The following is a 21566-nucleotide window of genomic DNA, read 5'->3' on the forward strand; positions in this document are numbered from 1 at the left end:
CATGCCGCCCGTAGGGTCGAGAAGGTGACAGACGTTCAGGGCTGTGTGGTTGCCGTCGTCGGATCCTTGAATCTGGATCTGACCGCCACGGTTGCGCGGGCGCCCGACGAAGGCGAAACCGTACTCGGCCGACGCCTCGACACCTATCCGGGCGGCAAGGGTGCGAACCAGGCCATCGGCGCCGCGCGGATCGCTCCCACCGCCGTCGTCGGCGCGGTGGGATCCGACAGTGCCGCCACTGCACTGCGTTTCGCGCAGACGGCCGCGGGGGTGAACACCAACCACCTTCTCAGCGTCCAGGTACCCACCGGGCGTGCGATCGTCGTCGTGACCGACGACGGCCGGAATCGGATCATCGTGATACCCGGAGCGAACTCGAAGGTGTCGGCGACCGACGTCACCGCGGCACTCGACGCGCTGGACCCGGCGGTCGTGCTCACCCAACTCGAATTGCTTCCCGCCGCGACGGCGGCCGCCGCCGAGTGGGCGCGTGCCCATCGGCGACGGCTTGTGCTCAACCCCAGCCCGGTTGCCGCGCTCGACGACTACGTCCTCGCCGACGCCGATCCGCTCGTCGTGAACGAGAGCGAAGCGCTCTTCTACGCGGATGCCTCCGCCGGCGACGACCTGGACGAGATCGTCGCCAGGCTCCTCGAACGCGTCCGGACCGTCGTGATCACCCGGGGCGCAGACGACGTGGTGGTCGCGACCGAGGACTACGTCGAACGCATCGCGGTTCCGACGGTGCGCGCCGTGGACACGACCGGTGCGGGCGACCACTTCGCGGGAACCCTGGCCGCGCTGCTCGGTACGGGCGAAGACCTCTTCGCCGCGGCACACGAGGCGGCGAGGGCAGCGGCGATCCTCGTCGCGTCGCACCGTGCCCAGCGCTGACCGGGCGAGACGCCGGAGTGCGTCACGTGGGCGGAATCAATTCGCCCTTGCCGCCGCGTAGCCATCGTCCGGGCAGCCTGCCCGCGAGATCACCGAGCGGCCCGACCGCGCCCCGGAGCAGTTCGACCGTCTCCCGCAGCATGTCGACGCTCGCGTTCATGCTGATGATCCCCGGCGTCAGTTCTGCGAGCGTGGCGGCCAACGACTCGATCTGATCGAGCGGCCCACCCTTCGTGAGCAGACGGTCGAGGGCGCCCTGCTCCGCGAGCAGCACTTCGAGCACACCGCCCGGTGCCAACGCCCGTTCGACGACACCACCCGGCCGCGTCGCGACGTCGACGATGCCGCCCGGCGCGGTGAGCCGTTCGACGGCGCCGTCCTGTGCCAGCAACCGCTCGAGAGGCCCTTCCGGCGCGGTCATCCGGTCGAGCAACCCGCCGTCCGAGAGCAGGCGGTCGAGCGCGCCGTCGTCGGCGAGGACCCGATCGAGCGGTCCGCCGGGCGCGGTCAGGCGATCGAGGGCACCTCCCGGTTCCAGCAACCGGTCGAGCAGTCCTCGGGGAGCAGTGAGTCGATCGACCGGTCCGCCCGGTTCCAGCAGACGGTCGAGAGGGCCGCCGGGCCGCATCGCCTGGCCGAGTCCGCGATCCTCGGACGTGAGGGTCGAGAGTTGCTGCAACAAACCCATCGAACTGCGTGCGTCGGGAAAGCCGACGGCACCGAGCGCCGAATACGTCTGCGGTGACACCGCGATTCGGACCGTGCCGATGACTGCTTCGGTGATCCCGAGTGCGGTGTCGGCTACGGACAGACCGACTCGGAGGGGGAGTGCCAGCGTGAAACCGAGGCTCATGGGGTCACTGTAACCGCACCGCGGCCGACTGCAGGGGACGTCGTGGACCGGTCAGTGCACCAGCTTCAGACCCACGACGCACGCCACGATTCCGGTGATCAGCAACAACTTCACGAGTGTGGCGGACTCGCTGCCGGTCACCATCGCGTAGCCGACGGTGAGGGCGGCTCCGATGCCTACCCACACCGCGTACGAGGTGCCCACGGGCAAGGTGCGCATCGCGTACGCGAGGCCCGCCATGCTCGCGACCACCGTGACGCCGAAGATCACCGTCGGCCAGAGCCGGGTGAAACCGTCCGATTTGCCGAGCGCGGTCGCCCATACGGCTTCGAGAACACCGGAGAGGACGAGAACGATCCAGGCCATGACGCAACGCTCCTACACCGTCTTGTCGCTCGCCGGGTACGGTGCGCTCGTCCGGGGGACCCGTCTACGGTCCCTCATCGACAGGTTAGGAACACTCGGAGCGGGCGGCAAGCCACTGCCGTCGAGTGTGAGGTGCCCGACCACGACGGGTCAGGACGCGACGAGCATCTCCGTCTCCTCGGCCACCACGGTGCAGACGCATCCGCCGACGAGGTCCGTGCAGTCGGCGACCAGCGCATGCCGCACGATCGAGAGGTCCAGGCAGGTGTCGTCGGTGCACTCGACATCCACCGCCGAGTGCAGGATCAACGAACCATGGCAATGGTCGATTCGGCTGTCGCACTCCCTACACGTCATATCCCTTTGATAGCACTGACCACGGACAGGGTGTTCGACGTGGGTACCCCTGGCGTGTTGCCCGTCGCTCCCAGCGACTTCCCAGGAAACTCACCCCGGAGACCGAGACTCGCGCGGCAGAATCGGCATCGTGACCTCATCTTCTCCCACCCGACCCGAGGCTCGGGTCCTCATCGTCGACGACGAACCCACCATCGTCGAACTGTTGTCGGTGAGCCTGAAGTTCCAGGGCTTCGAGGTGGAGACGGCGTCGAACGGCCCGGAGGGTCTCGATCGGGCGCGGGCCTTCAGGCCCGATGCGGTGATCCTGGACATCATGATGCCCGGCATGGACGGATACGGAATGTTGCGCCGGTTGCGAGCCGACGGCTCCGACGTCCCCGTTCTGTTCCTCACCGCCAAGGACGGCGTCGAGGACAAAGTTGCGGGTCTGACCCTCGGCGCGGACGACTATGTCACCAAGCCGTTCAGTCTCGAAGAACTGATCGCGCGGCTCCGCACGGTCTTGCGACGCGCAGGCAAGCTGTCGGACCGGGAACGCTCGTCGCGCATCACATTCGCCGACATCGAACTCGACGAGGAAACGCACGAAGTGTGGAAGGCCGGCACTCCGGTGCCGCTTTCACCCACCGAATTCACCCTGCTGCGATATTTCATGGTCAACGCCGGCACGGTGCTGAGCAAACCCCGCATCCTCGATCACGTATGGCACTACGACTTCAGTGGTGACGTAGGTGTCGTCGAGTCGTACGTGTCGTATCTGCGACGCAAGATCGACACCGGGGACAGGCCCCTCATCCACACCCTGCGGGGAGTGGGTTACGTGATGCGCGAGCCGAAGTGAGCGTGGACTCGCGGGCCGGATGGACGCGGCGTATCCCGCTGCGGTTCTCGCTGGTGGCGACGCTGGTACTGCTGTCCGCGCTGGGTCTGCTCGCGTCCGGCGTCGCCGTCACGTCGGCGCTCCAGACATCGTTGCTCGCGCGCGTGGACCGCGACCTCCAGGATGCCGCCCAGGGCTGGGCCAAGCCGCTCGGCGCCGGCCCGAACGGGTCCACCCCCGCGCCGCCCGCCACCACACGGCCACCGAGTCCGTTCTTCGTCCAGGTCACAGACGCGGTTGGCGCGGTGCAGTTCACGATCAACGACCGGGTTACCGCTCCTGAGGTGCCGGCCGATCCCGGAACCGGGCCGACAACCGTCGGCTCGGCCGACGGCTCGGACGTGCAGTGGCGACTGCTCGCCACCGCGCGACCGGACGGTGGCACGACCACTGTCGCGATGGCACTGTCGGACAGCGAGGAAACTGTCGGACGACTCATCGCGCTGCAGTGCGGCATCGGTGCGGTCGTGCTTGCCGGTCTCGGTGTCGCCGGATACTTCGTGGTCCGCCGCAACTTACGTCCGTTGCGGGAGGTGGAGCGGACCGCGGTCGCCATCGCGGAGGGCGACCTGGATCGGCGGGTTCCCGAATCCGATCCTCGCACGGAGGTCGGACGCCTGTCGGTGGCGCTCAACACCATGCTCACCCAGATCCAGCAGGCCTTCGCCGCGACAGAAGCCTCGGAAGAGTCAGCGCGGCGCTCCGAGGAGACGATGCGCCGCTTCGTCGGCGATGCCAGCCACGAGTTGCGGACCCCACTGACCACGATCCGGGGGTTCGCGGAGTTGTACCGGCAGGGCGCGAGCGACAATCCCTCGATGGTTCTCGACCGCATCGAGAACGAGGCGAAACGAATGGGTGTGCTCGTCGAGGATCTGCTCGTGCTCGCACGACTCGACGAACAGCGACCGCTCGAGCATGCTTCCGTCGACCTGCTCGCGCTGGCAGCGGACGCAGTGCAGAACGCGCGTGCGGTCGCACCGCAACGCCCGATCGGGCTCGAGGTGCTCGACGGGCCGGGCACCCCGGAAGTGCTCGGGGACGAGGTGCGACTGCGTCAGGTGGTCGGCAATCTCGTCACCAATGCGCTCACCCACACGCCCGCCGACACGGCGGTGACCGTGCGGGTCGGCACAACCGAGGAACAGACGGTTCTCGAGGTCGCCGACCGCGGTCCCGGTCTGTCCGAGAACGACCGCGAGCGGGTCTTCGAGCGTTTCTACCGGACCGACAGTTCCCGGACCCGGTCGTCGGGAGGCAGCGGACTAGGACTGTCGATCGTCGCGGCGCTCGTCGCTGCCCACGGAGGCACTGTCGAGGTCGACAGCACGCCCGGTGGGGGCGCCACGTTCCGCGTGCGACTTCCCCGATCGTCGTCACCGTAGCCCGCCCCGTGAACGGATCGAGTGCCCAATACGATCTTCGTACGCGGAACGTTCACCGAGCAGCGGAGGCATCTCATGGGTATCACGGACTCGGTGAGGCGGGCGGTCCACAACGCGTGGTCATTGTTCGTCGCAGACGGAGTCGCGGCACCTCACCGGACGCCCTCGGTTGTCGTCGGGCGGGGCCCCCACCGGACGCTGCGCCGGTTCGGTGCCGAGGACGACGGCGGCGATCCGGTCCTTCTCGTGACGCCCCTCGCTGCGTCGCCCGCGTGCTTCGACCTGATGCCGGACCAGAGTCTGGTGCAGTATCTCGCCGGCCTCGGCCGCAGCGTCTTCGTCGTGGAATACGGAGCCATGAGCGCCGAGGACCGCGATCTGGGACTCGACTACTGGATCGACGACATCGTGCCCGACGCAATCCACCGGGTATCCGAACTGTGCGGCGATCGCGACGTGGACGTCGTCGCCTGGAGTATCGCCGGAGCCATGGCACTGCTCACCTCCGCCGCGCATCCGGATCTGCCGGTGCGGTCGATCGCCGCCTTCGGCAGTCCGCTCGACTTCTCCAAGATCCCCGTGATGGCGCCGCTGCGGCTGGCCGGGAAGATCTGCGCAGAGCCCACGATCGATGTTCTCGACGCGGTGTTCGGCGGCGTTCCGGCCCCTCTCGTCCAGGCCGCGTACCGCATCACCTCGCTCGACCGGGAACTGACGCGGCCGTGGTTCATCGCCTCCAACATCACCGATGCGGACAAGCTGGGGCGGATGGAGTTCGTGGACCGCTTCCAGGAGCAGATCCACGGCTACGCGGGCCGCGTGTTCCGTCAACTCGCCCGGATCACAGTCGCCAACGACCTGTCGTCCGGGGCGCTCCACCTCGGTGAACGGATCGTCGACCTTGCCGATGTCACGGTTCCGGTGCTCGCTTTCGCCGGGACAGAGGACATCCTCGCTCCGATCCCGGCCGTCGAACCGGTCACCCGGCTGCTTCCGAACGCACAGGTGCGGTTCGTCCGGGTGCCGGGTACACACCTCGGGATGCTCACCGGTGCCCGCGCCCGCACCACGTCGTGGGCCGAACTCGCCGCGTTCCTCGAGGACCCGCGCGGCGACGTTCCGGCACCCGGCGACGCCGCGCCGGCCGATGCGTCACACGCAACATCGGCCGACGCATAGCCGGTATCAGCCCACCGGTTCGGTCTCCGGCTCCCGCCGCGCGAGGTCCGCGGATTGCGGCTGCTCGGGCACGGGTTCGATCGTCGTGGCGGGCCGCCGGACGAAGAACGCCCCCACGACTGCGATCAGTGAGATCGCCGCACCCCAGACGAGTGCGCCGTGGACACCGTCGCCCAGTGCGGCCACGGGATCGGCGCCGCTCTCGGCACCCGCGACCGTCGTGCGCGTCATCACGGTGATGAACAGTGCGGTCCCGGCAGCACCGGCGACCTGCTGCATGGTGCTCACAATGGCGCTGCCGTGCGAGTACATCCGCTGGGGGAGCGCGCCCAGTGCGGAGGTCAGAAGCGGCGAGAACATCAACGCGAGCCCGATGTTGAGCACGACGTGCCAGGCGATGACGGTGCCGACCGTCGTCTCGGTTCCGAACGACGTCATCCCCCACAGTGCGATGCTCGCGACGATGGCGCCGGGCGCGACAAGCGGGCGCGGCCCGAAACGGTCGAACAGGCGCCCGACCACGTAACCGAGCACGCCCATGGCCAGACCGCCGGGCAGCAACATCAGACCGGTCGCCAGGGTGGACTGCCCGAGAACGTTCTGCAGGTAGATGGGCAGCAGGATCAGGGTGCCGAAAAGCGACATCATGCTGATCGACACGAGCACGACCGCGAGGGAGAACGACGGAGTGCGGAACGCCCGAAGATCCAGGAGAGCGTCGTCGCCGAGTCCGACCTGACGAACCACGAACAGGACGAGGGCCACCGCACCCACAGCCAGCGGGAGCCACGGCGGAAGCAGCGGGTCGCCCTCGGCGGCTTCACCGATACTGCTCAGACCGAAAACGAGACCGCTGAACGCGAATGCCGACAGCGCCACCGACACCGCGTCGAGCGGGATCGCGCGCGGCTCGGTCACGTTCCGGATCCACTTGACGCCGAGAGCCGTGGCAATCGCCGCGATGGGAAGCACCAGCCAGAACATCCAGCGCCACGTCAACTGGTCGAGCACGACACCGCCGATCGTCGGGCCGGTCGCGGGGGCGACGGCGATCACGATCGAAATGACGCCCATCATGCGGCCACGCCGCTCGGCGGGCACCACGTTGAGCACCGTCGTGAACAACAGCGGCAACATCAGGGCCGTACCCACGGCCTGAACCACGCGGCCCAGAACCAGAATCCAGAACACCGGCGCCACGGACGCGATGAAGGTGCCGAGCAGGAAGCTGGACATCGCCACGGCGTAGACGGTCCGCAGAGCCAGGCGCGTCATCAGGTATCCGGAGACCGGGATGACAACTGCCATCGTGAGCATGAACGCGGTGGTGAGCCACTGCGCGGTTGCCGCTCCCACGTCGAACTCGATCATGAGCTTGGGAAGAGCGACGCTCATGATCGTCTCGTTCAAGATGACCACGAAGGCCGCGCCGACGAGTACGGCGATCAGACGGCCGGCTCCCTCGGGAAGGGAGCCGGCCGGACGTTCGGGGGAGTGTGGCGGGTGTGAAGACATGTGAGTCTCAACCCACGGGAGGGCAAACTTGTTCCGGGCCTGCCGTCAGGCCGGAACGTTGTCGCCGTGGCCCATCTCCCGGAGCGCCGCACGGATCTTGTCCTGCGCCCGGTCGAGGGACTCGGACGAGGGATCCTTCTCCGCGGTCGCGAAGTCGAAATCTTCCATCGAGTGGGCCGGGAAGACGTGAAGGTGCAGGTGCGGCACCTCGAGGCCCGCGATCACCAGACCGGTGCGCGGCGAGTCGTACGCGGCGGACACCGCCCGCCCGACGATGCGTGCGACGCCGTTGATCTTCGCCCACAGCTCGTCGTCGACGTTCTGCCAATGGTCGACTTCCTGCCGGGGCACGACGAGCACGTGCCCTTCGGTGAGCGGGTTGATGGTCAGGAAGGACACGACGTCGTCGTCCTGCCAGACGAACCTGCCCGGAAGTTCCCCGGAGATGATCATGCTGAACACGGAAGCCATAGGGGGAGGATAGGCGGATCCGCGCTGCCCCGCCGGAGGACAGCCGGTCGCGTCCTGGACTAACGGCGGGCCGGACCGGTTTCCGGAATCGACGGTATGCGGATCGAACGACCGCGAACCGGCCCGGTGCCGCGACCGTCGTATCGTCAGCACCATGGAGGCCCCCGAATCCGTGCGCTCGGCACCGCTGCGGGAGCTCGTGGACGAACTCGTCACCTATGTGCTGGCGGGACTACCGGCGGACCGGCGCACCGTGGTGGGCCTGTGCGGTCCACCGGGAGCGGGAAAAAGCCGCGCCGCCTGGTTGCTCATGAAGGCACTGCGGCGTGCGGGGATCGCCGCCGGGCAGGTACCCATGGACGGATTCCACCTGTCGAACCGGCAACTCGACGCCCAGGGCGCCCGCTCGAGAAAAGGAGCACCCGACACCTTCGACGTCGCGGGTTTCCGGAACATCCTCGAGCGGATCAGAGCCCGTGGCGACGAGACGATCTACGCACCGGATTTCTCCCGGCCGCTCGACGAGCCGATCGCCGCGGTCCATGCCGTGGCCCCCGACGCCCGTGTGGTGATCACGGAAGGCAACTACCTGCTGTTCGACGAGGACGGCTGGGCCGAGATCCGGCCGCTGCTCGACCTGGTGATCTACCTCGACGTCCCCGATCACACGCTCGCCCGTCGTCTCGTGCACCGGCACCGCACCCACGGACGGGCCGACGATCAGGCCCGCGATTGGGTGCACACTGTCGACCTTCCCAACGCTGCGGCCGTCGGCCGGACCCGCTGCCGCGCCGATCTGGTGTGGAAACCGGTCCCGTAGTCTGTCGTGCGTGCGCGTACTCGTTATCGGCTCCGGTGCCCGTGAACATGCTCTCGTCCTGGCGCTGAGCCGTGACCCCGGAGTGACCGCGGTGATGGTCGCCCCCGGTAACGCCGGGATCGCCACGATCGCCGAGCAGTTCCCGGTGGACGCGGCGTCCGCCGACGAGGTGGTGGCACTGGCAACCGCCCAGAAGGCCGACCTCGTCGTCATCGGCCCCGAGGTCCCCCTCGTGCTGGGTGTTGCCGACGCCGTCCGCGCGGCGGGTATTCCCTGCTTCGGCCCATCCGCCGAAGCCGCGCGCATCGAAGGGTCCAAGGCGTTCGCCAAGGATGTGATGGCCGCGGCCGGAGTGCGCACCGCCCACAGCGAGGTCGTCGACACACCGGCGCAGATCGACGAGGCCCTCGACCGGTTCGGACCCACCTGGGTCGTCAAGGACGACGGTCTCGCAGCGGGCAAGGGTGTCGTGGTGACCACCGACCGCGACGCTGCCCGCGACCATGCCGCGGAGATCATCGAGAACGGCCATCCGGTACTGCTCGAGTCGTTCCTCGACGGCCCCGAGGTCTCGCTCTTCTGCCTGGTGGACGGCGAGACCGTCGTACCGCTGCTTCCCGCGCAGGATCACAAGCGGGTGGGTGACGGCGACATCGGCCCCAACACCGGCGGGATGGGTGCCTACACCCCGCTTCCGTGGCTGCCGGAAGGCAGCGTCGAGCGCATCGTCGACGAGGTCGTGAAACCGGTTGCCGCCGAAATGGTCCGACGGGGCTGCGGGTTCTCCGGTCTGTTGTACGCGGGTCTGGCAATGGGCGCGGACGGTCCGGCCGTCGTCGAATTCAACTGCCGGTTCGGAGATCCCGAGACACAGGCCGTGCTTGCGCTGCTCGAGTCGCCGCTCGGCAGTGTGCTGCATGCGGTCGCGACCGGCACGCTGGACAGTCTGCCTCCGTTGCAGTGGCGCGACGGAGCCGCGGTGACGGTCGTCCTCGCGGCCGAGTACTACCCGTCGATCCCGCGTACGGGCGACGTGATCACCGGTGCGGACGGCCCCAACGTGCTCCACGCCGGAACGAAGCGCGGGCCCCAGGGCGAGTTGCTCTCGTCCGGTGGCCGCGTGCTCAGCGTGGTCGGTGTGGGCGACGACCTGGCCGCCGCCCGTGCCGACGCCTACGCGACGCTCGACGGAATCAAGCTCCCGGGCGGGCATTTCCGCCGCGACATCGGTCTCGCCGCGGTGGAGGGTCGCATCGCGCTGTAACACGCGCACCGAACCGGGTAAATCTTGCGCCTGCCAGGTGCATGTTGCACACTCTGTGCATCTTTCTGACGTGCCAGGGGTGAAAGCATGGTTTCGTGGAAACGAACACTCACGCAGGATCCGACACCGTTGCGGCACCACAATGTCGTGAGGTACCCGCTTCCCGACGACATCGTCGTCGAGCGTGATCTTCCGATCCCGGCAGCGGACGGCACAATTCTCCGCGCCGACGTGTACCGGCCGGGACATGCGGCCGACGAGCAGTGCCCCGCGCTCGTCGCCGTCACCCCCTACGGCAAGAACGCCGGCGTCGACGACTACCCGATCGATTTCGCAGCGCTCGCCGCATCCGGCACGTTCGTCGGCGACCTCGAACTCAGCGAGGCGACGTCGTTCGAAGCCCCCGACCCCGCGTACTGGGTGCCGCGCGGATACACCGTCGTCGTCGCGGACATGCGCGGTTGTTTCGCGAGCGCCGGTCGTCCCAGGCTGCTGCTCGGCCGTGCCGCCGCAGACGCGGCGGCCGTGATCGAGTGGACTGCGGAACAGCCGTGGTGTACCGGCAAAGTAGGTCTCGCCGGCGCGTCGTACCTCGCCACGCTGCAGTGGTACACCGCTGCGCTCGCGCCGCCGCACCTCGCGGCGATCGCACCGTGGGAGGGCATCACCGATCCCTGCCGCGACACGCTCACCCACGGCGGAATCCCCGAGACCCGCTACAGCGAGTTCTGGTACCGCGCGATGCATACCGGATCCAAACCGGCGTCGGCGTCCTTGCGCCGCCTCACCCCGTGGCTTCTGCGGCGGTTTCCCGACAGGTTCCGGCACGTCGCCGGACCGCCCAAACTCGAAGACGTCACCGTGCCCGCGCTCGTGGGGGCGTCGTGGTCCGATCAGGGTCCCCGCAATCGCGGGTCGGTCGAGGGCTACACCCGTATCGGATCGGCCGACAAGTGGCTCTACACCCACGGACGCAAGATGTGGCAGACCTATTACAGCCCCGAAGCGCTCGACGTTCAGCGCCGGTTCTTCGACCGCTTCCTCAAAGAGGAGGACAACGGGTTCGACGCCGTGCCGCGCGTGCGTCTCGAAACCAGGCACGACCTGCGTACCTACTCGGAGCGATTCGAGCAGGACTGGCCCATCCCCGACACGCGATACGTGCCGCTGTATCTCGACCACGGCACGAGTTCGCTCGAGCCCACGGTGCCCGACGAACCGCAGTCCCGGCGCACCTTCCCCGTCGCGGGTGACGAACTGACCTTCACCACCACCTTCACCGAAGACACCGAGATCACCGGGCACACCGCCCTGCGGTTGTGGGTCCAGGCGAAGGACGCCAACGACATGGATCTGTTCGTCGGCCTGAAGAAGCTCGACTCGTCCGGCGAGGACGTGTGGTTCGAAGGGCACGGCGGCTACGAGAAAGGCTTCGTCGCACACGGCTGGATCCGTGTATCGCATCGCGCGCTCGATCCCGAGGCGTCGACCGCGTACCGGCCGGTCCTGGATTACACCAAGTACTGGCCGCTGCTGCCCGGCCAGCTCGTGCCTGTCGACATCGAGATCATGCCGCACAGCACCTTCTTCGAGGCAGGTTCGACGCTCGTGCTCCTCGTCACCGGCCACGACCTCGACGACAATCCCGCGGTCGGGCACGACCGCACCGTCAACCAGGGTTTCCACATCGTCCACGCCGGCGGCGACTTCGATTCGCATCTGCTCCTTCCCGTTGTTCCGGCCCGCCCGCCCGCCGCGCTCGAGGGCGCGGCCGGGGGCGGGAACGAAAGCGACCCCGAGCAGTGCGGCGAGACACCGGGGTTCCCGCACCGGGCCGCACGGTTCGTCGCCCCGGACGAAATGCCGATCGCGTGGTCGGCCCTCGGGCGGCAACGGGTCGGCCTCTAGGGGGCTGGTCGGGCGTACTACCGTCGAGGCGTGCGCACCGAATCGCAACGCTCCGGTATCGAGACCTTTCACGTCATGGACGTGTGGAAGGCGGCAGCCGAACGGCAGCGCTCCCACGGCGACGTCCTGAGCCTGGCGGCGGGCCAGCCCTCGACTCCGGCGCCCGCACCCGTGCTCCGCGCGGCCGGACTGGCCATCGATGCGGAACTGCTCGGCTACACCGAAACCTTCGGGATTCTCCCGCTACGCGAAGAAATCGCCGCGTACCACCACGACCGCTACGGCATCGACGTCGACGCGGACGACGTGGTCGTCACCACGGGATCGTCGGGCGCGTTCACGCTGCTGTTTCTCGCTGCTTTCGACCCGGGCGACACGGTGGTGGTCGCACGACCCGGATATCCCGCCTACCGCAACACTCTCGCAGCGCTCGGATGCACTGTCGTCGAACTCGACTGCGGCCCGGAGACGCGGTACCAGCCGACGGTGGCGATGCTCGAGGCACTCGACGCTCCGCCGGCCGGTCTGATCGTCGCGAGTCCCGCCAATCCGACGGGCACCATGATCGAACCCGCCGAACTCGCAGCGCTCGCCCGCTGGTGCGACGAGCACGACGCGCTGCTCGTCTCCGACGAGATCTATCACGGCATCGAGTTCGGGACGCCCGGTTCGCCCGCGACGTCGACGGCCTGGGCGACCTCCCGGGACTCCGTGGTGGTCGGTTCGGTGTCGAAATACTTCTCGATGACGGGATGGCGCCTCGGCTGGATGCTGGCACCCGAATCATTGCGTCCCGCGCTGCAACGGCTCGGATCGAACATGACCGTGTGCCCTCCGTCGATCGCGCAGTTCGCCGCGATCGAGGCATTCGGTACCGAGGCGCGTACCGAACTCGACGGCCATGTGGAGCGCTACGCCGTGAACCGCGAGTTGCTGCTCGACGGACTGCCCGATCTCGGCATCACCGAACTCGCCCCCGCGGACGGTGCGTTCTACGTCTACGCCGACATCCGGCATCTGCTGCTCTCCGGGGAGACGTCCACCGCCTGGTGCGCGCGCCTGCTGCACGACACCGGTCTCGCGCTCGCACCCGGCGTCGATTTCGACACCGTGCGCGGCGACGGCACCGTGCGGTTGTCCTTCGCGGGTGCCACCGCGGACGTCACCGCCGCGCTCGACCGGCTCGCCGGATGGCTTCCGCTGCCGTGACCTGCGGTTCGGCCGGGTCCTAGCCGCCGTCCGCGACGATGCGGGCCAGGTTGCGTTCGGCGAGGGCAGCGATCGTCAGCGACGGGTTCACAGTGCCGGTGCTTCCGGGTATCAGGGCGCCGTCCACGACGTACAGGCCGGGATGACCGTGCACGCGCCCGTAACCGTCGGTGGCGTCGCCCAGGACCGCCCCGCCGAGCGGATGAGCCGTGAACGACGCGTTGACGTCCTCCGCCATCGGCGGGGCGCCCGGGACGGTGCCACCCGCCGCGGCCATCGCGTTGTGCACCGTGCGCAGCGCGTCGACACTCGCGAGTTCACCGTCGGCGGGCCAATCGACGATCGTGCGGCCGGATGCGGCGTCGTAGACCATCTCCGCGCGAGTGGGGTCGAGCGTCATCCCGAGCGAGGCCAGCATCCCCACGTCCTTGGCGGTGCCCGCGACGAACCAGTTCTCGAGGCTCAGCGGCAGACCCGACTCGTCGACGATCCGCGACGCGGACGGTGCGCCCTGGTCACCACCGAACCCGTCCGTCATGGCCAGGGAACGCACCAGCACCGCGTCCCCGTTCGTGCCCCAGCCCCGGCCGACGTGTTCGTTCAGGCGCGGCAGCGACCCGGTGTGGCGTGCCTCGACGAGCAACTCGGTCGTGCCGATCGACCCGGCACCGAGCACCAGGCGGTCGCACGTGAGGGTCGTGGTGTTCAGGATTGCGCCGGTCGGGTCGACGGCCTGCACCTCGACCCGGTACCGGCCGTCGGGCTCCTGGCCGACCGCGAGCACCCGGTGTCCGTGACACACCAGGGCGCGTCCCGTCGCCTCCGCTGCCGGAATGTAGTTCTGCGTCAGGTCGAACTTCGCCCCGTTGGAGTTGCCGAGGTTGCTCTCGCCGGCGACGGCCGAGCGGCGTACCGAGCCGGCCAATTCGGCGCGGACCACGTCCCAGTCCCAGATCCCGTCGATCCGGTGCGGCGAGTATCCCGCCGCCCGCGCGTCGTCGTCCCAGCGGCGAGAGTGCGTGAACTCCGGAGCGTGATAGATGTCGTCGGGCATGGCGTCGAGGCGCAACATCGACCGGACCTTGGGATACCAGGTCGAGGCCATGTCGTCGTAGCTCAGTGTGCTGCCGAAGACCTGCTCGAAGAAACGCTGTTCCGGTGCGATCATCACGCCGGAGAACACGATCGATCCGCCGCCGACGGCAGCACCACGCCACACCGACATGTGCGGATAGTCGACGACATCGAGGACGCCGGCGAAATCGTCGCAGTGCACCGGGATTCCGGTCGGGCCGGTGAAGTGCGTGCGGTGGTAGTAACCGCGACCGTCGGCGAGCAGATCGGACGTGAACACCTCACGCCACGGATCGCGCGGCCAGCGCATCCCTCGCTCGAGGACGGTGACGCGGCTCCCGGCTTCCGCCAGCCTGAGCGCGGCGACACTCGCACCGAACCCCGAACCGACGACGATCACCTCGGAATGCTGCGGAGGCACCGGCGACGGCGCGAACAGTTCCGGAAGGGTGTTCCGATACGTGTCGAGCCCGACGGGCAACGCCGACGCGACCCGAACCGGGCCGGCCGGCACTCCGAGGGCGGCAACGGCGGCACCCAGTGCGGAAGCCTGAAGCAAGCGGCGACGTCTCATCCGGTACGGCTCCGATCGTTTCGTGAATAGGCGAGCGGGCCGCGCAGTCCGGGCCCCCATCTGACGACTGCGGCGCAATCGTACCGGGTGGTATCAACTGGCGTTTTCCCCTGGTGAGCGCGGCAGGCTGTCACGATGTGATTGTGACTATCGCAGCCACACCGAAAGGGGAGCGGCGCCGTCAGGCGCTGGTCGAGGCTGCTGCCGATCTGATTCTCGAGGAGGGAATCGGCGCGGTACGCCACCGCGCCGTCGCTACGCGTGCAGGCTTGCCACTCGCTTCGACGACGTACTACTTCGACTCCCTCGAACACCTCGTCCTGTGCGCCATGCAGCACAACGGCGCGCGGGACGTCGAAATGATGCGCGCGCGTGTCCGGGACGTTCCGTCGTGTCCCCGCAGCCTCGAGAAGACCGCCGATCTCGTTCTCGACCTGCTCGTCGGGAAAGCGGTGTCCGACGACGACCGCGGCCGGCTCGTCGCCCGCTTCGAGGGATGCGTGGCCACCGTGCGCCATCCGGAACTGCGCGAAGCACAGGTGGGCATCCGGGAGCAGGTCGACGAGGTGCTGACCGACCTGCTCGAACGGTGCGGCCGCGCGGTCCGGGTGCCGCAGTTGCACACCCTCGCGGTGGCGGTCGACGGGGCAGTGTTGTGCGGGCTCGGCGATCTCGATCCGGACCCGCGCGCCCTGGCGAGGACGATTCTCCTCGATGTCATGCACACGGTCGCGCCGCCTGCCGAACCATGAGTCCGGACACGGAACGTAAACTGGCCACTCGTGAGCCACATCCCGAACGTCCTTGCCACTCGCTACGCCAGCCCCGAACTGCGGGAGCTGTGGTCACCGGAGCACAAGATCGTGCTCGAACGGCAGCTGTGGATCGCAGTGCTGCGTGCGCAGGCGGAGCTCGGGATCGATGTGCCGGCGGAGGCGATCGCCGACTACGAACGGGTCGCCGACCGGGTCGATCTCGCGTCCATCGCCGACCGCGAGCGCGTCACGCGCCACGACGTCAAGGCCCGTATCGAGGAGTTCAACGCCCTCGCCGGTCACGAGCATGTCCACAAGGGCATGACCAGCCGCGATCTCACCGAGAACGTCGAGCAACTGCAGATTCTGCGGTCGCTGGAGCACGTCCATGCGCACGGTGTCGCGGTGGCCGCGCGACTCGCCGAACGGGCCGCGGAGTACTCGTCGTACGTGATGGCGGGCCGGTCGCACAACGTGGCCGCGCAGGCCACGACGCTCGGTAAGCGCTTCGCCTCGGCGGCCGACGAACTGCTGCTCGCCCTGCAGCGTGTGCGCGAGTTGATCGAGCGGTACCCGCTCCGCGGCATCAAGGGACCGATGGGCACCGCGCAGGACATGCTGGACCTGCTCGGCGGGGATGCCGTCAAGCTCGCGCAGCTCGAGGAGAAGATCGCCCAGCACCTCGGGTTCTCCCACGTGTTCACCAGTGTCGGGCAGGTGTACCCGCGCTCGCTGGACCACGACGTCCTCTCTGCCCTCGTGCAGGTCGGTGCCGCGCCGTCGTCCTTCGCACACACCATCCGGCTCATGGCCGGGCACGAACTGGTGACCGAAGGATTCCAGCCGGGCCAGGTCGGGTCGTCCGCGATGCCCCACAAGATGAACACCCGGTCGTGCGAGCGGGTCAACGGCCTGCAGGTCGTGCTGCGCGGGTACGCGTCGATGGCCGCCGAACTCGCCGGTGCGCAGTGGAACGAAGGCGACGTGTTCTGCTCCGTGGTGCGGCGCGTCGCGCTGCCCGACGCGTTCTTCGCGATCGACGGCCAGATCGAGACCTTCCTGACCGTGCTCTCCGAATTCGGCGCCTATCCCGCCGTGATCGACAAGGAACTCGTCCGCTATCTGCCGTTCCTGGCGACCACCAAGGTGCTCATGGCCGCGGTGCGCGCCGGTGTCGGACGGGAAACCGCCCACGAGGCGATCAAGGAACACGCGGTGTCGGTGGCACTCGCGATGCGTGAGCAGGGCCGCGAACCGGACCTGCTCGACCGTCTCGCCGCGGACGACCGGCTTCCGCTCGACCGTGCCGCGCTCGACGAGGCGCTCGCCGACCGGTCGGCGTTCGTCGGCGCTGCCGACGCGCAGGTGAGCGCGGTGATCGCGTCCGTACAGGAGTTGGTGGACCGTTACCCGGACGCCGCTCGGTACTCGCCGGCGCCGATTTTGTAGTAAGTAGGGGGCGGCTACGGGGGAGTCCCGAGGGGATAGCTGCACACACAGGGGAGGAAGCAGTGCTCGAGAAAATGAGCCCGGGAAGGGTGAGAAACGCGCCGCGCACGCGCACAGCGTTGCTGGACGCAGCGCTCGAAGTGTTCTTGCGCGACGGGTATGCCGCAGCGGCGACGGAGGACATCGTTGCCGTCGCGGGGGTGACGCGCGGGGCGCTCTATCACCACTTCGCGAACAAGCGGGATCTGTTCCGGGGTGTCGTCGAGCGGGTGCAGAGGGAGGCCGAGCAGACCCTGCATCCCGGCGAGGTCGACGATCCGTGGGACGGTTTCACCACGGCGGTGCTGGCGTCCCTCGACGTGGTCAACGACCAGCCCACTCGCCGACTGCTGCTCATCGAGGCGCCGGCAGTGCTGGGGTGGACCGAAGTGCGGGAGGCACATCGGCATTCCACCCTGCGCGTGGTCGAGGAAATGCTCGCATCCCTGGCTCCCGGCACGCATCGGTCGTCGTCCACGCGCACGTCGGTGCTCGCACATCTGCTCGTCGCCGCGGTCGAGGAGGCCATGCTCTACCTCGCGCACAGCGACGATCCGGTCGGTGATCGTCCCGCAGTGCAGGCCGAACTGCTGCGACTGCTCGGTACTGCACGCGAGCCGGTTGCCGCGGAGGCGCCGGGCCGGTGAGCGAATGCATCTTCTGCGCCATCGTGGCCGGTGACGCCCCGGCGAGCATCGTGCTCGACGAAGCGGACGTCCTCGCCTTCATGGACATCCGGCCGTTCACACCGGGGCATCTGCTCGTGGTGCCGAAGCGGCATGCGTCGGGTCTGGCGCAGCTCGACCCGGCCGACGGCGCGAAGGTGTTCGCCGCCGGTCAGCGCATCGCCACCGCGATGCGGTCGAGCGACCTGCCGATCGACGGCGTGAACCTCTTCCTGGCCGACGGCGTCGCCGCCGGCCAGGAAGTGTTTCACGTCCACCTGCACCTGGTGCCGCGCACGAGTGGCGATGGATTCGGTATCCGTGCGCGTGCGCAGACGCCGAACCGTACGGTGCTCGACGGCACCGCAGACGCACTTCGGACCGCCGTGGAGTCGTTCGGGGCATGATGCGGTGACAGGCACATATATCCAGCCGATCTCACCGATCGGCGGCTCGCTCGCGTGGTCGGCACTCGTCGCGGCGCTTCCGTTGTTGACGATGCTGGTGCTCCTCGCGGTGTTCCGTTTCAAGTCGCACGCGGCGGCGGCGGTGGCGGTGCTGGTTGCACTCGTCGTCGCTGTCGCCGGGTACGGCATGCCCGTCGGGTCGGCGCTCAGCGCGGGTCTCGAGGGTGCGGTCTTCGGTCTGTTCCCGATCATGTGGACCGTCCTCAATGCCGTGTGGGTATACCGGCTGACCGTCGAGTCCGGTCACTTCGACGTGCTCACCCGCGCGTTCGCGCGGATTTCCCCGGACCACCGCATCCTGACCATCGTCATCGCGTTCCTGTTCGGTGCGCTGCTCGAGGCGGTCGCCGGGTTCGGTACTCCCATCGTCGTCGCGACGGTGGTGCTCATCGGGGCCGGGTTGCCGCCGGTCCGCGCGGCGGCGGCGTCGCTCCTCGCGAACTCGGTGGTGACGCCGCTCGGGGTGATGGGTACGCCGATCCTGACGATGTCGCGGGTGTCGGAGATTCCGGTCGACGAGATCGGCCCGGTGGTGGCCCGGCAGGTGTGCCTGCTCGCGGTGTTCGTGCCGCTGGTGCTCGTCGCGGTGGTCGGCGGGCGCCGCGGTGTGCGCGAGACGTGGCCCGTCGCGCTCGTGGTCGGTGCCGCGTTCGGTGCCGCGCAGTTCCTGTGCGCGAGCTACCTGACCGTGGGACTGAGCAACATCGCGGGAGCGGCGGCCGGTCTGGTTGCGCTCCTGATCGTGCTGAAGATGCGGACACCGCCTCCGGACGCGGTGCGTACCGGCGGGAACGAGGGAATCCAGGACACTCGGCGTCGGATGATCGAGGCGTTCGCGCCGTACGCGCTGATCGTGGTCGTGTTCCTCGTCAGCCGTCTCGGCCCGGTCGAGTCGTTCCTGTCCAACGCCACCTTCTCGTTCACCTGGCCGGGTCTCGACGTGACGGGCGCCGACGGCAGGGTTCCGACGGCGGAGACGTTCACGCTCAACCTGCTCACGGCTCCGGGTTCGCTCGTGTTCGTCGCGGCGCTGCTCTCGACGGTCGTGCTCGGAGTGGCAGCAGGAGACGCGCTGCGGTGCCTCGTCGCTGCGGTCGTGCAGTTGCGCTGGTCGTTCGCGACGGTGACGGCTGTGCTGGCCCTCGCGTACGTGATGAACCTGTCGGGCCAGACCACCACCATCGGCCAGTTCCTCGCGGGAGCCGGCGCCGCGTTCGCGCTGCTGTCTCCGCTGCTCGGCTGGCTCGGTGTGCTGGTCACCGGATCCAACACCGCGTCCAACGCGATGTTCGGCAGTCTTCAGGTCTCCGCCGCGCAGCAGGCGGGGCTCGACCCGACCGTGCTGGTGGCGGGCAACATGGCCGGCGGGACCGCGGGTACCCCCATCGCGCTGCAGAACCTGGCGTTGGTGTCCTCGGTGCAGGGGCTGTCCGGACGAGACGGGTTGCTGATGCGGCGCCTGTGGCCGATCAGCGTGGCCATGGTCGTCGTCCTGGCTGTGCTCGTCTGGTTGCAGACCACGGCGGTCTTGTCGTGGATGGTGCCGTAAGTACGTTCGGGGATGTAGTGGCACCGGGGCCGCTCGCGTGAACTACGGTGAGACCGTGGCGCGTTCCCAACCGATCTTGACTCCGCTCACCGAAGCGGCCATCTTTCTCGTCCTCACGATCGACGAAGGTCGAGAAGACAAAGTGCGCAGTCTCCTCGAAGATCTGTCCGGTCTGCGACGGTCCGTCGGTTTCCGGATTCCGGACGGTGGGCTGTCGGTGGTGACGGGCATCGGGTCGGAGATGTGGGACCGACTGTTCGACGGTCCGCGTCCCGCAGGGCTGCATCCCTTCGTCCCGCTCGACGGCGGCCGGCACCGTGCGCCGTCCACCCCGGGCGACCTGTTGTTCCACCTCCGCGCGTCGTCGACGGATCTGTGTTTCGAACTTGCGGCGAAGATCAACGACCGGCTGCGGGGCGCAGCGACGGTCGTCGACGAAACCCATGGTTTCCGCTACTTCGAGCGTCGCGACCTTCTCGGATTCGTGGACGGCACCGAGAACCCGGAAGACGAGGAGGCGGCGGCTGCCGCACTCGTCGGCGACGAGGACCCCGAGTTCGCGGGCGGCAGTTACGTGATCGTGCAGAAGTACCTGCACGATCTCTCGACCTGGAACGCCATCAGCGTCGAAGAGCAGGAGCGCGTGGTCGGCCGGACGAAACTGGACGACATCGAACTCGACGACGCCACCAAGCCCGCGAACTCGCACGTCGCGCTCACCTCCATCGAGGACGACGACGGTGAGGAGCGCCAGATCCTGCGGGCGAATATGCCGTTCGGCAGTTTCGGTGCCGACGAGTTCGGTACGTACTTCATCGGATACGCCGCGACGCCGGATGTGACCGAAGAGATGCTGCGCAACATGTTTCTGGGCAATCCGCCCGGCAACTACGACCGCATCCTCGACTTCTCCACGGCCGTCACGGGTTCGCTCTTCTTCTGTCCCTCGTCGGAAATGCTCGAAGATCTTCCGCCCGCACCGGCGGACGCACCCGGAACTGCCGACACGAGTGCATCGACGCCGTCGGATGCGGACGGGTCACTCGGAATCGGTGCTCTCAGAAGGAGTTCAACGCTGTGAACAATCTCTATCGTGACCTTGCTCCGATTACCGACGCGGCGTGGGCCGAGATCGAGGAGGAGGCGACCCGCACGTTCAAGCGGCATGTCGCGGGCCGTCTCGTGGTCGATTTCTCAGGCCCCCACGGGACAGATTTCGCCGCGGTCGGTCTCGGCCGGCTGGGCGAGGTCGAGTCACCCGCGGCGGGTGTCCGCGCGCGTCAGCACCGGGTGGCGCCGCTGGTCGAACTGCGGGTGCCGTTCACTCTTTCGCGCGAAGAACTCGACAACGTCGAGCGAGGCGCCAAGGACGTCGATCTCGATGCCGTCAAGGAAGCTGCGCGCCAGATCGCGTTCGCCGAAGATCGGGCCATCTTCGAGGGTTACGCCGCCGCCGGTATCGAAGGCATCCGCGCGTCGTCGTCCAACACCGCGTTGCAACTGCCCGACGATCCGCGCGACATCCCCGAGACCATCAGCCAGGCGCTGTCCGAGCTGCGACTCGCAGGTGTCGGCGGGCCGTACCACGTGCTACTCAGTGCCGACGAATTCACGAAGGTCAGCGAAACGTCCGACCACGGCTATCCGATCCGGGAGCAGATCAGGCGCCTCATCGACGGGGACATCATCTGGGCTCCCGCGATCGATGGAGCATTCGTTCTCACCACCCGAGGCGGGGACTACGACCTGCAGGTCGGGCAGGACCTGTCGATCGGTTACCTCTCGCACGACAGCGAGAACGTCCAGCTGTACTTCCAGGAGACGTTCACATTCCTCGTGTACACGAGCGAAGCGTCGGTGCCGCTGATCTCGCAGGGCTGAGCCTCGCTC

At 68.2% G+C, this 21566-nt stretch carries 21 protein-coding genes and 1 riboswitch; of the genes, 15 read left to right on the forward strand and 6 right to left on the reverse strand.

The annotated features are described in order from the left end of the window. Positions 1-24 precede the first annotated feature (24 nt). On the forward strand, positions 25-894 hold the full coding sequence (locus tag ACFWU2_RS03965) for a ribokinase (RefSeq protein WP_378601165.1): 870 nt from the start codon (positions 25-27) through the stop codon (positions 892-894). 22 nt (positions 895-916) lie between these two features. Here ACFWU2_RS03965 and ACFWU2_RS03970 read toward each other — a convergent pair whose 3' ends face one another. The 3 genes from ACFWU2_RS03970 to ACFWU2_RS03980 form a co-directional block, all read right to left on the reverse strand. Continuing rightward, entirely contained in the window at positions 917-1747 is an 831-nt protein-coding gene (locus ACFWU2_RS03970) for an ABC transporter (RefSeq protein WP_378601168.1), read from the reverse strand. Positions 1748-1798: 51 nt separating this feature from the next. Further along, entirely contained in the window at positions 1799-2113 is a 315-nt protein-coding gene (locus ACFWU2_RS03975; protein WP_378601171.1) for a DMT family transporter, read from the reverse strand. A gap of 11 nt (positions 2114-2124) precedes the next feature. Then, positions 2125-2190: riboswitch (guanidine-III (ykkC-III) riboswitch) on the reverse strand. 73 nt (positions 2191-2263) lie between these two features. Beyond that, a complete protein-coding gene (locus ACFWU2_RS03980; RefSeq protein WP_378601174.1) occupies positions 2264-2470 on the reverse strand; it encodes a hypothetical protein in 207 nt (68 codons plus the stop codon). 127 nt (positions 2471-2597) lie between these two features. Between ACFWU2_RS03980 and ACFWU2_RS03985 the strand changes: the two genes are divergently transcribed. Genes ACFWU2_RS03985 through ACFWU2_RS03995 form a run of 3 tightly spaced genes read left to right on the forward strand, consistent with a single transcriptional unit; the run spans position 2598 to position 5917 of the window. Next, on the forward strand, positions 2598-3314 hold the full coding sequence (locus ACFWU2_RS03985; protein WP_378602294.1) for a response regulator transcription factor: 717 nt from the start codon (positions 2598-2600) through the stop codon (positions 3312-3314). Between the two features lie 32 nt (positions 3315-3346). Continuing rightward, positions 3347-4738 carry a sensor histidine kinase gene (locus ACFWU2_RS03990; RefSeq protein ID WP_378602297.1) on the forward strand — a complete coding sequence of 464 codons (1392 nt, stop codon included), beginning with the start codon at positions 3347-3349 and terminating at the stop codon, positions 4736-4738. Positions 4739-4759: 21 nt separating this feature from the next. Then, the gene (locus ACFWU2_RS03995; RefSeq protein WP_378601177.1) at positions 4760-5917 is read left to right on the forward strand and encodes an alpha/beta hydrolase; all 1158 of its coding nucleotides are present in this window, start codon (positions 4760-4762) and stop codon (positions 5915-5917) included. A gap of 6 nt (positions 5918-5923) precedes the next feature. Here ACFWU2_RS03995 and ACFWU2_RS04000 read toward each other — a convergent pair whose 3' ends face one another. Then, positions 5924-7432, reverse strand: a complete 1509-nt coding sequence (locus ACFWU2_RS04000) for an MDR family MFS transporter (RefSeq protein ID WP_378601180.1) — start codon at positions 7430-7432, stop codon at positions 5924-5926. 45 nt (positions 7433-7477) lie between these two features. Then, positions 7478-7903, reverse strand: coding sequence for an HIT family protein (locus ACFWU2_RS04005; RefSeq protein ID WP_378601183.1), 426 nt, complete (start codon positions 7901-7903; stop codon positions 7478-7480). A gap of 154 nt (positions 7904-8057) precedes the next feature. Here ACFWU2_RS04005 and ACFWU2_RS04010 point away from each other — a divergent pair, with 154 nt between their 5' ends. From ACFWU2_RS04010 to ACFWU2_RS04025, 4 genes are all read left to right on the forward strand, one after another. After that, positions 8058-8723, forward strand: a complete 666-nt coding sequence (locus tag ACFWU2_RS04010; RefSeq protein WP_378601186.1) for a nucleoside/nucleotide kinase family protein — start codon at positions 8058-8060, stop codon at positions 8721-8723. Positions 8724-8733: 10 nt separating this feature from the next. After that, the gene (gene purD / locus ACFWU2_RS04015; RefSeq protein ID WP_378601189.1) at positions 8734-9987 is read left to right on the forward strand and encodes a phosphoribosylamine--glycine ligase; all 1254 of its coding nucleotides are present in this window, start codon (positions 8734-8736) and stop codon (positions 9985-9987) included. 87 nt (positions 9988-10074) lie between these two features. After that, positions 10075-11895, forward strand: a complete 1821-nt coding sequence (locus tag ACFWU2_RS04020) for a CocE/NonD family hydrolase (RefSeq protein ID WP_378601192.1) — start codon at positions 10075-10077, stop codon at positions 11893-11895. 30 nt (positions 11896-11925) lie between these two features. After that, positions 11926-13104, forward strand: a complete 1179-nt coding sequence (locus tag ACFWU2_RS04025; protein ID WP_378601195.1) for a pyridoxal phosphate-dependent aminotransferase — start codon at positions 11926-11928, stop codon at positions 13102-13104. A 19-nt stretch (positions 13105-13123) separates the two neighbouring features. Here the strand turns inward: ACFWU2_RS04025 and ACFWU2_RS04030 are convergent, their stop codons facing one another. Then, complete coding sequence (locus ACFWU2_RS04030; RefSeq protein ID WP_378601238.1) at positions 13124-14752, reverse strand: GMC oxidoreductase; 1629 nt, start codon at positions 14750-14752, stop codon at positions 13124-13126. 143 nt (positions 14753-14895) lie between these two features. Between ACFWU2_RS04030 and ACFWU2_RS04035 the strand changes: the two genes are divergently transcribed. The 7 genes from ACFWU2_RS04035 to ACFWU2_RS04065 all read left to right on the forward strand — a co-directional run bounded on the left by ACFWU2_RS04035 (position 14896) and on the right by ACFWU2_RS04065 (position 21557). Then, entirely contained in the window at positions 14896-15504 is a 609-nt protein-coding gene (locus ACFWU2_RS04035) for a TetR/AcrR family transcriptional regulator (protein WP_378601240.1), read from the forward strand. Between the two features lie 30 nt (positions 15505-15534). Further along, on the forward strand, positions 15535-16956 hold the full coding sequence (purB, locus tag ACFWU2_RS04040) for an adenylosuccinate lyase (protein WP_378601243.1): 1422 nt from the start codon (positions 15535-15537) through the stop codon (positions 16954-16956). A 74-nt stretch (positions 16957-17030) separates the two neighbouring features. Continuing rightward, the gene (locus tag ACFWU2_RS04045; RefSeq protein WP_378602300.1) at positions 17031-17642 is read left to right on the forward strand and encodes a TetR/AcrR family transcriptional regulator; all 612 of its coding nucleotides are present in this window, start codon (positions 17031-17033) and stop codon (positions 17640-17642) included. Next, a complete protein-coding gene (locus ACFWU2_RS04050) occupies positions 17639-18067 on the forward strand; it encodes an HIT family protein (protein ID WP_378601246.1) in 429 nt (142 codons plus the stop codon). The genes ACFWU2_RS04045 and ACFWU2_RS04050 overlap by 4 nt, the downstream gene beginning before the upstream one ends. A gap of 4 nt (positions 18068-18071) precedes the next feature. Next, positions 18072-19676 (forward strand): L-lactate permease, encoded by a 1605-nt coding sequence (locus ACFWU2_RS04055; RefSeq protein ID WP_378601249.1) that lies wholly within the window; start codon positions 18072-18074, stop codon positions 19674-19676. Positions 19677-19731: 55 nt separating this feature from the next. Next, a complete protein-coding gene (locus ACFWU2_RS04060; protein ID WP_378601252.1) occupies positions 19732-20757 on the forward strand; it encodes a Dyp-type peroxidase in 1026 nt (341 codons plus the stop codon). Next, positions 20754-21557 carry a family 1 encapsulin nanocompartment shell protein gene (locus ACFWU2_RS04065; protein ID WP_378601255.1) on the forward strand — a complete coding sequence of 268 codons (804 nt, stop codon included), beginning with the start codon at positions 20754-20756 and terminating at the stop codon, positions 21555-21557. The genes ACFWU2_RS04060 and ACFWU2_RS04065 overlap by 4 nt, the downstream gene beginning before the upstream one ends. The last annotated feature ends 9 nt before the right edge of the window (positions 21558-21566 follow it).

This window comes from Rhodococcus sp. NPDC058639 (genome assembly GCF_042717545.1).
In the GTDB taxonomy this organism is placed as follows: Bacteria; Actinomycetota; Actinomycetes; order Mycobacteriales; family Mycobacteriaceae; genus Rhodococcus.

Coding starts and splice junctions, on each gene's coding strand:
- ACFWU2_RS03970 (WP_378601168.1), bottom strand. CDS start 1,747: ATGAGCCTCGGTTTCACGCTGGCACTCCCCCTCCGAGTCGGTCTGTCC.
- ACFWU2_RS03975 (WP_378601171.1), bottom strand. CDS start 2,113: ATGGCCTGGATCGTTCTCGTCCTCTCCGGTGTTCTCGAAGCCGTATGG.
- ACFWU2_RS03980 (WP_378601174.1), bottom strand. CDS start 2,470: ATGACGTGTAGGGAGTGCGACAGCCGAATCGACCATTGCCATGGTTCG.
- ACFWU2_RS04000 (WP_378601180.1), bottom strand. CDS start 7,432: ATGTCTTCACACCCGCCACACTCCCCCGAACGTCCGGCCGGCTCCCTT.
- ACFWU2_RS04005 (WP_378601183.1), bottom strand. CDS start 7,903: ATGGCTTCCGTGTTCAGCATGATCATCTCCGGGGAACTTCCGGGCAGG.
- ACFWU2_RS04010 (WP_378601186.1), top strand. CDS start 8,058: ATGGAGGCCCCCGAATCCGTGCGCTCGGCACCGCTGCGGGAGCTCGTG.
- ACFWU2_RS04020 (WP_378601192.1), top strand. CDS start 10,075: ATGGTTTCGTGGAAACGAACACTCACGCAGGATCCGACACCGTTGCGG.
- ACFWU2_RS04030 (WP_378601238.1), bottom strand. CDS start 14,752: ATGAGACGTCGCCGCTTGCTTCAGGCTTCCGCACTGGGTGCCGCCGTT.
- ACFWU2_RS04045 (WP_378602300.1), top strand. CDS start 17,031: ATGAGCCCGGGAAGGGTGAGAAACGCGCCGCGCACGCGCACAGCGTTG.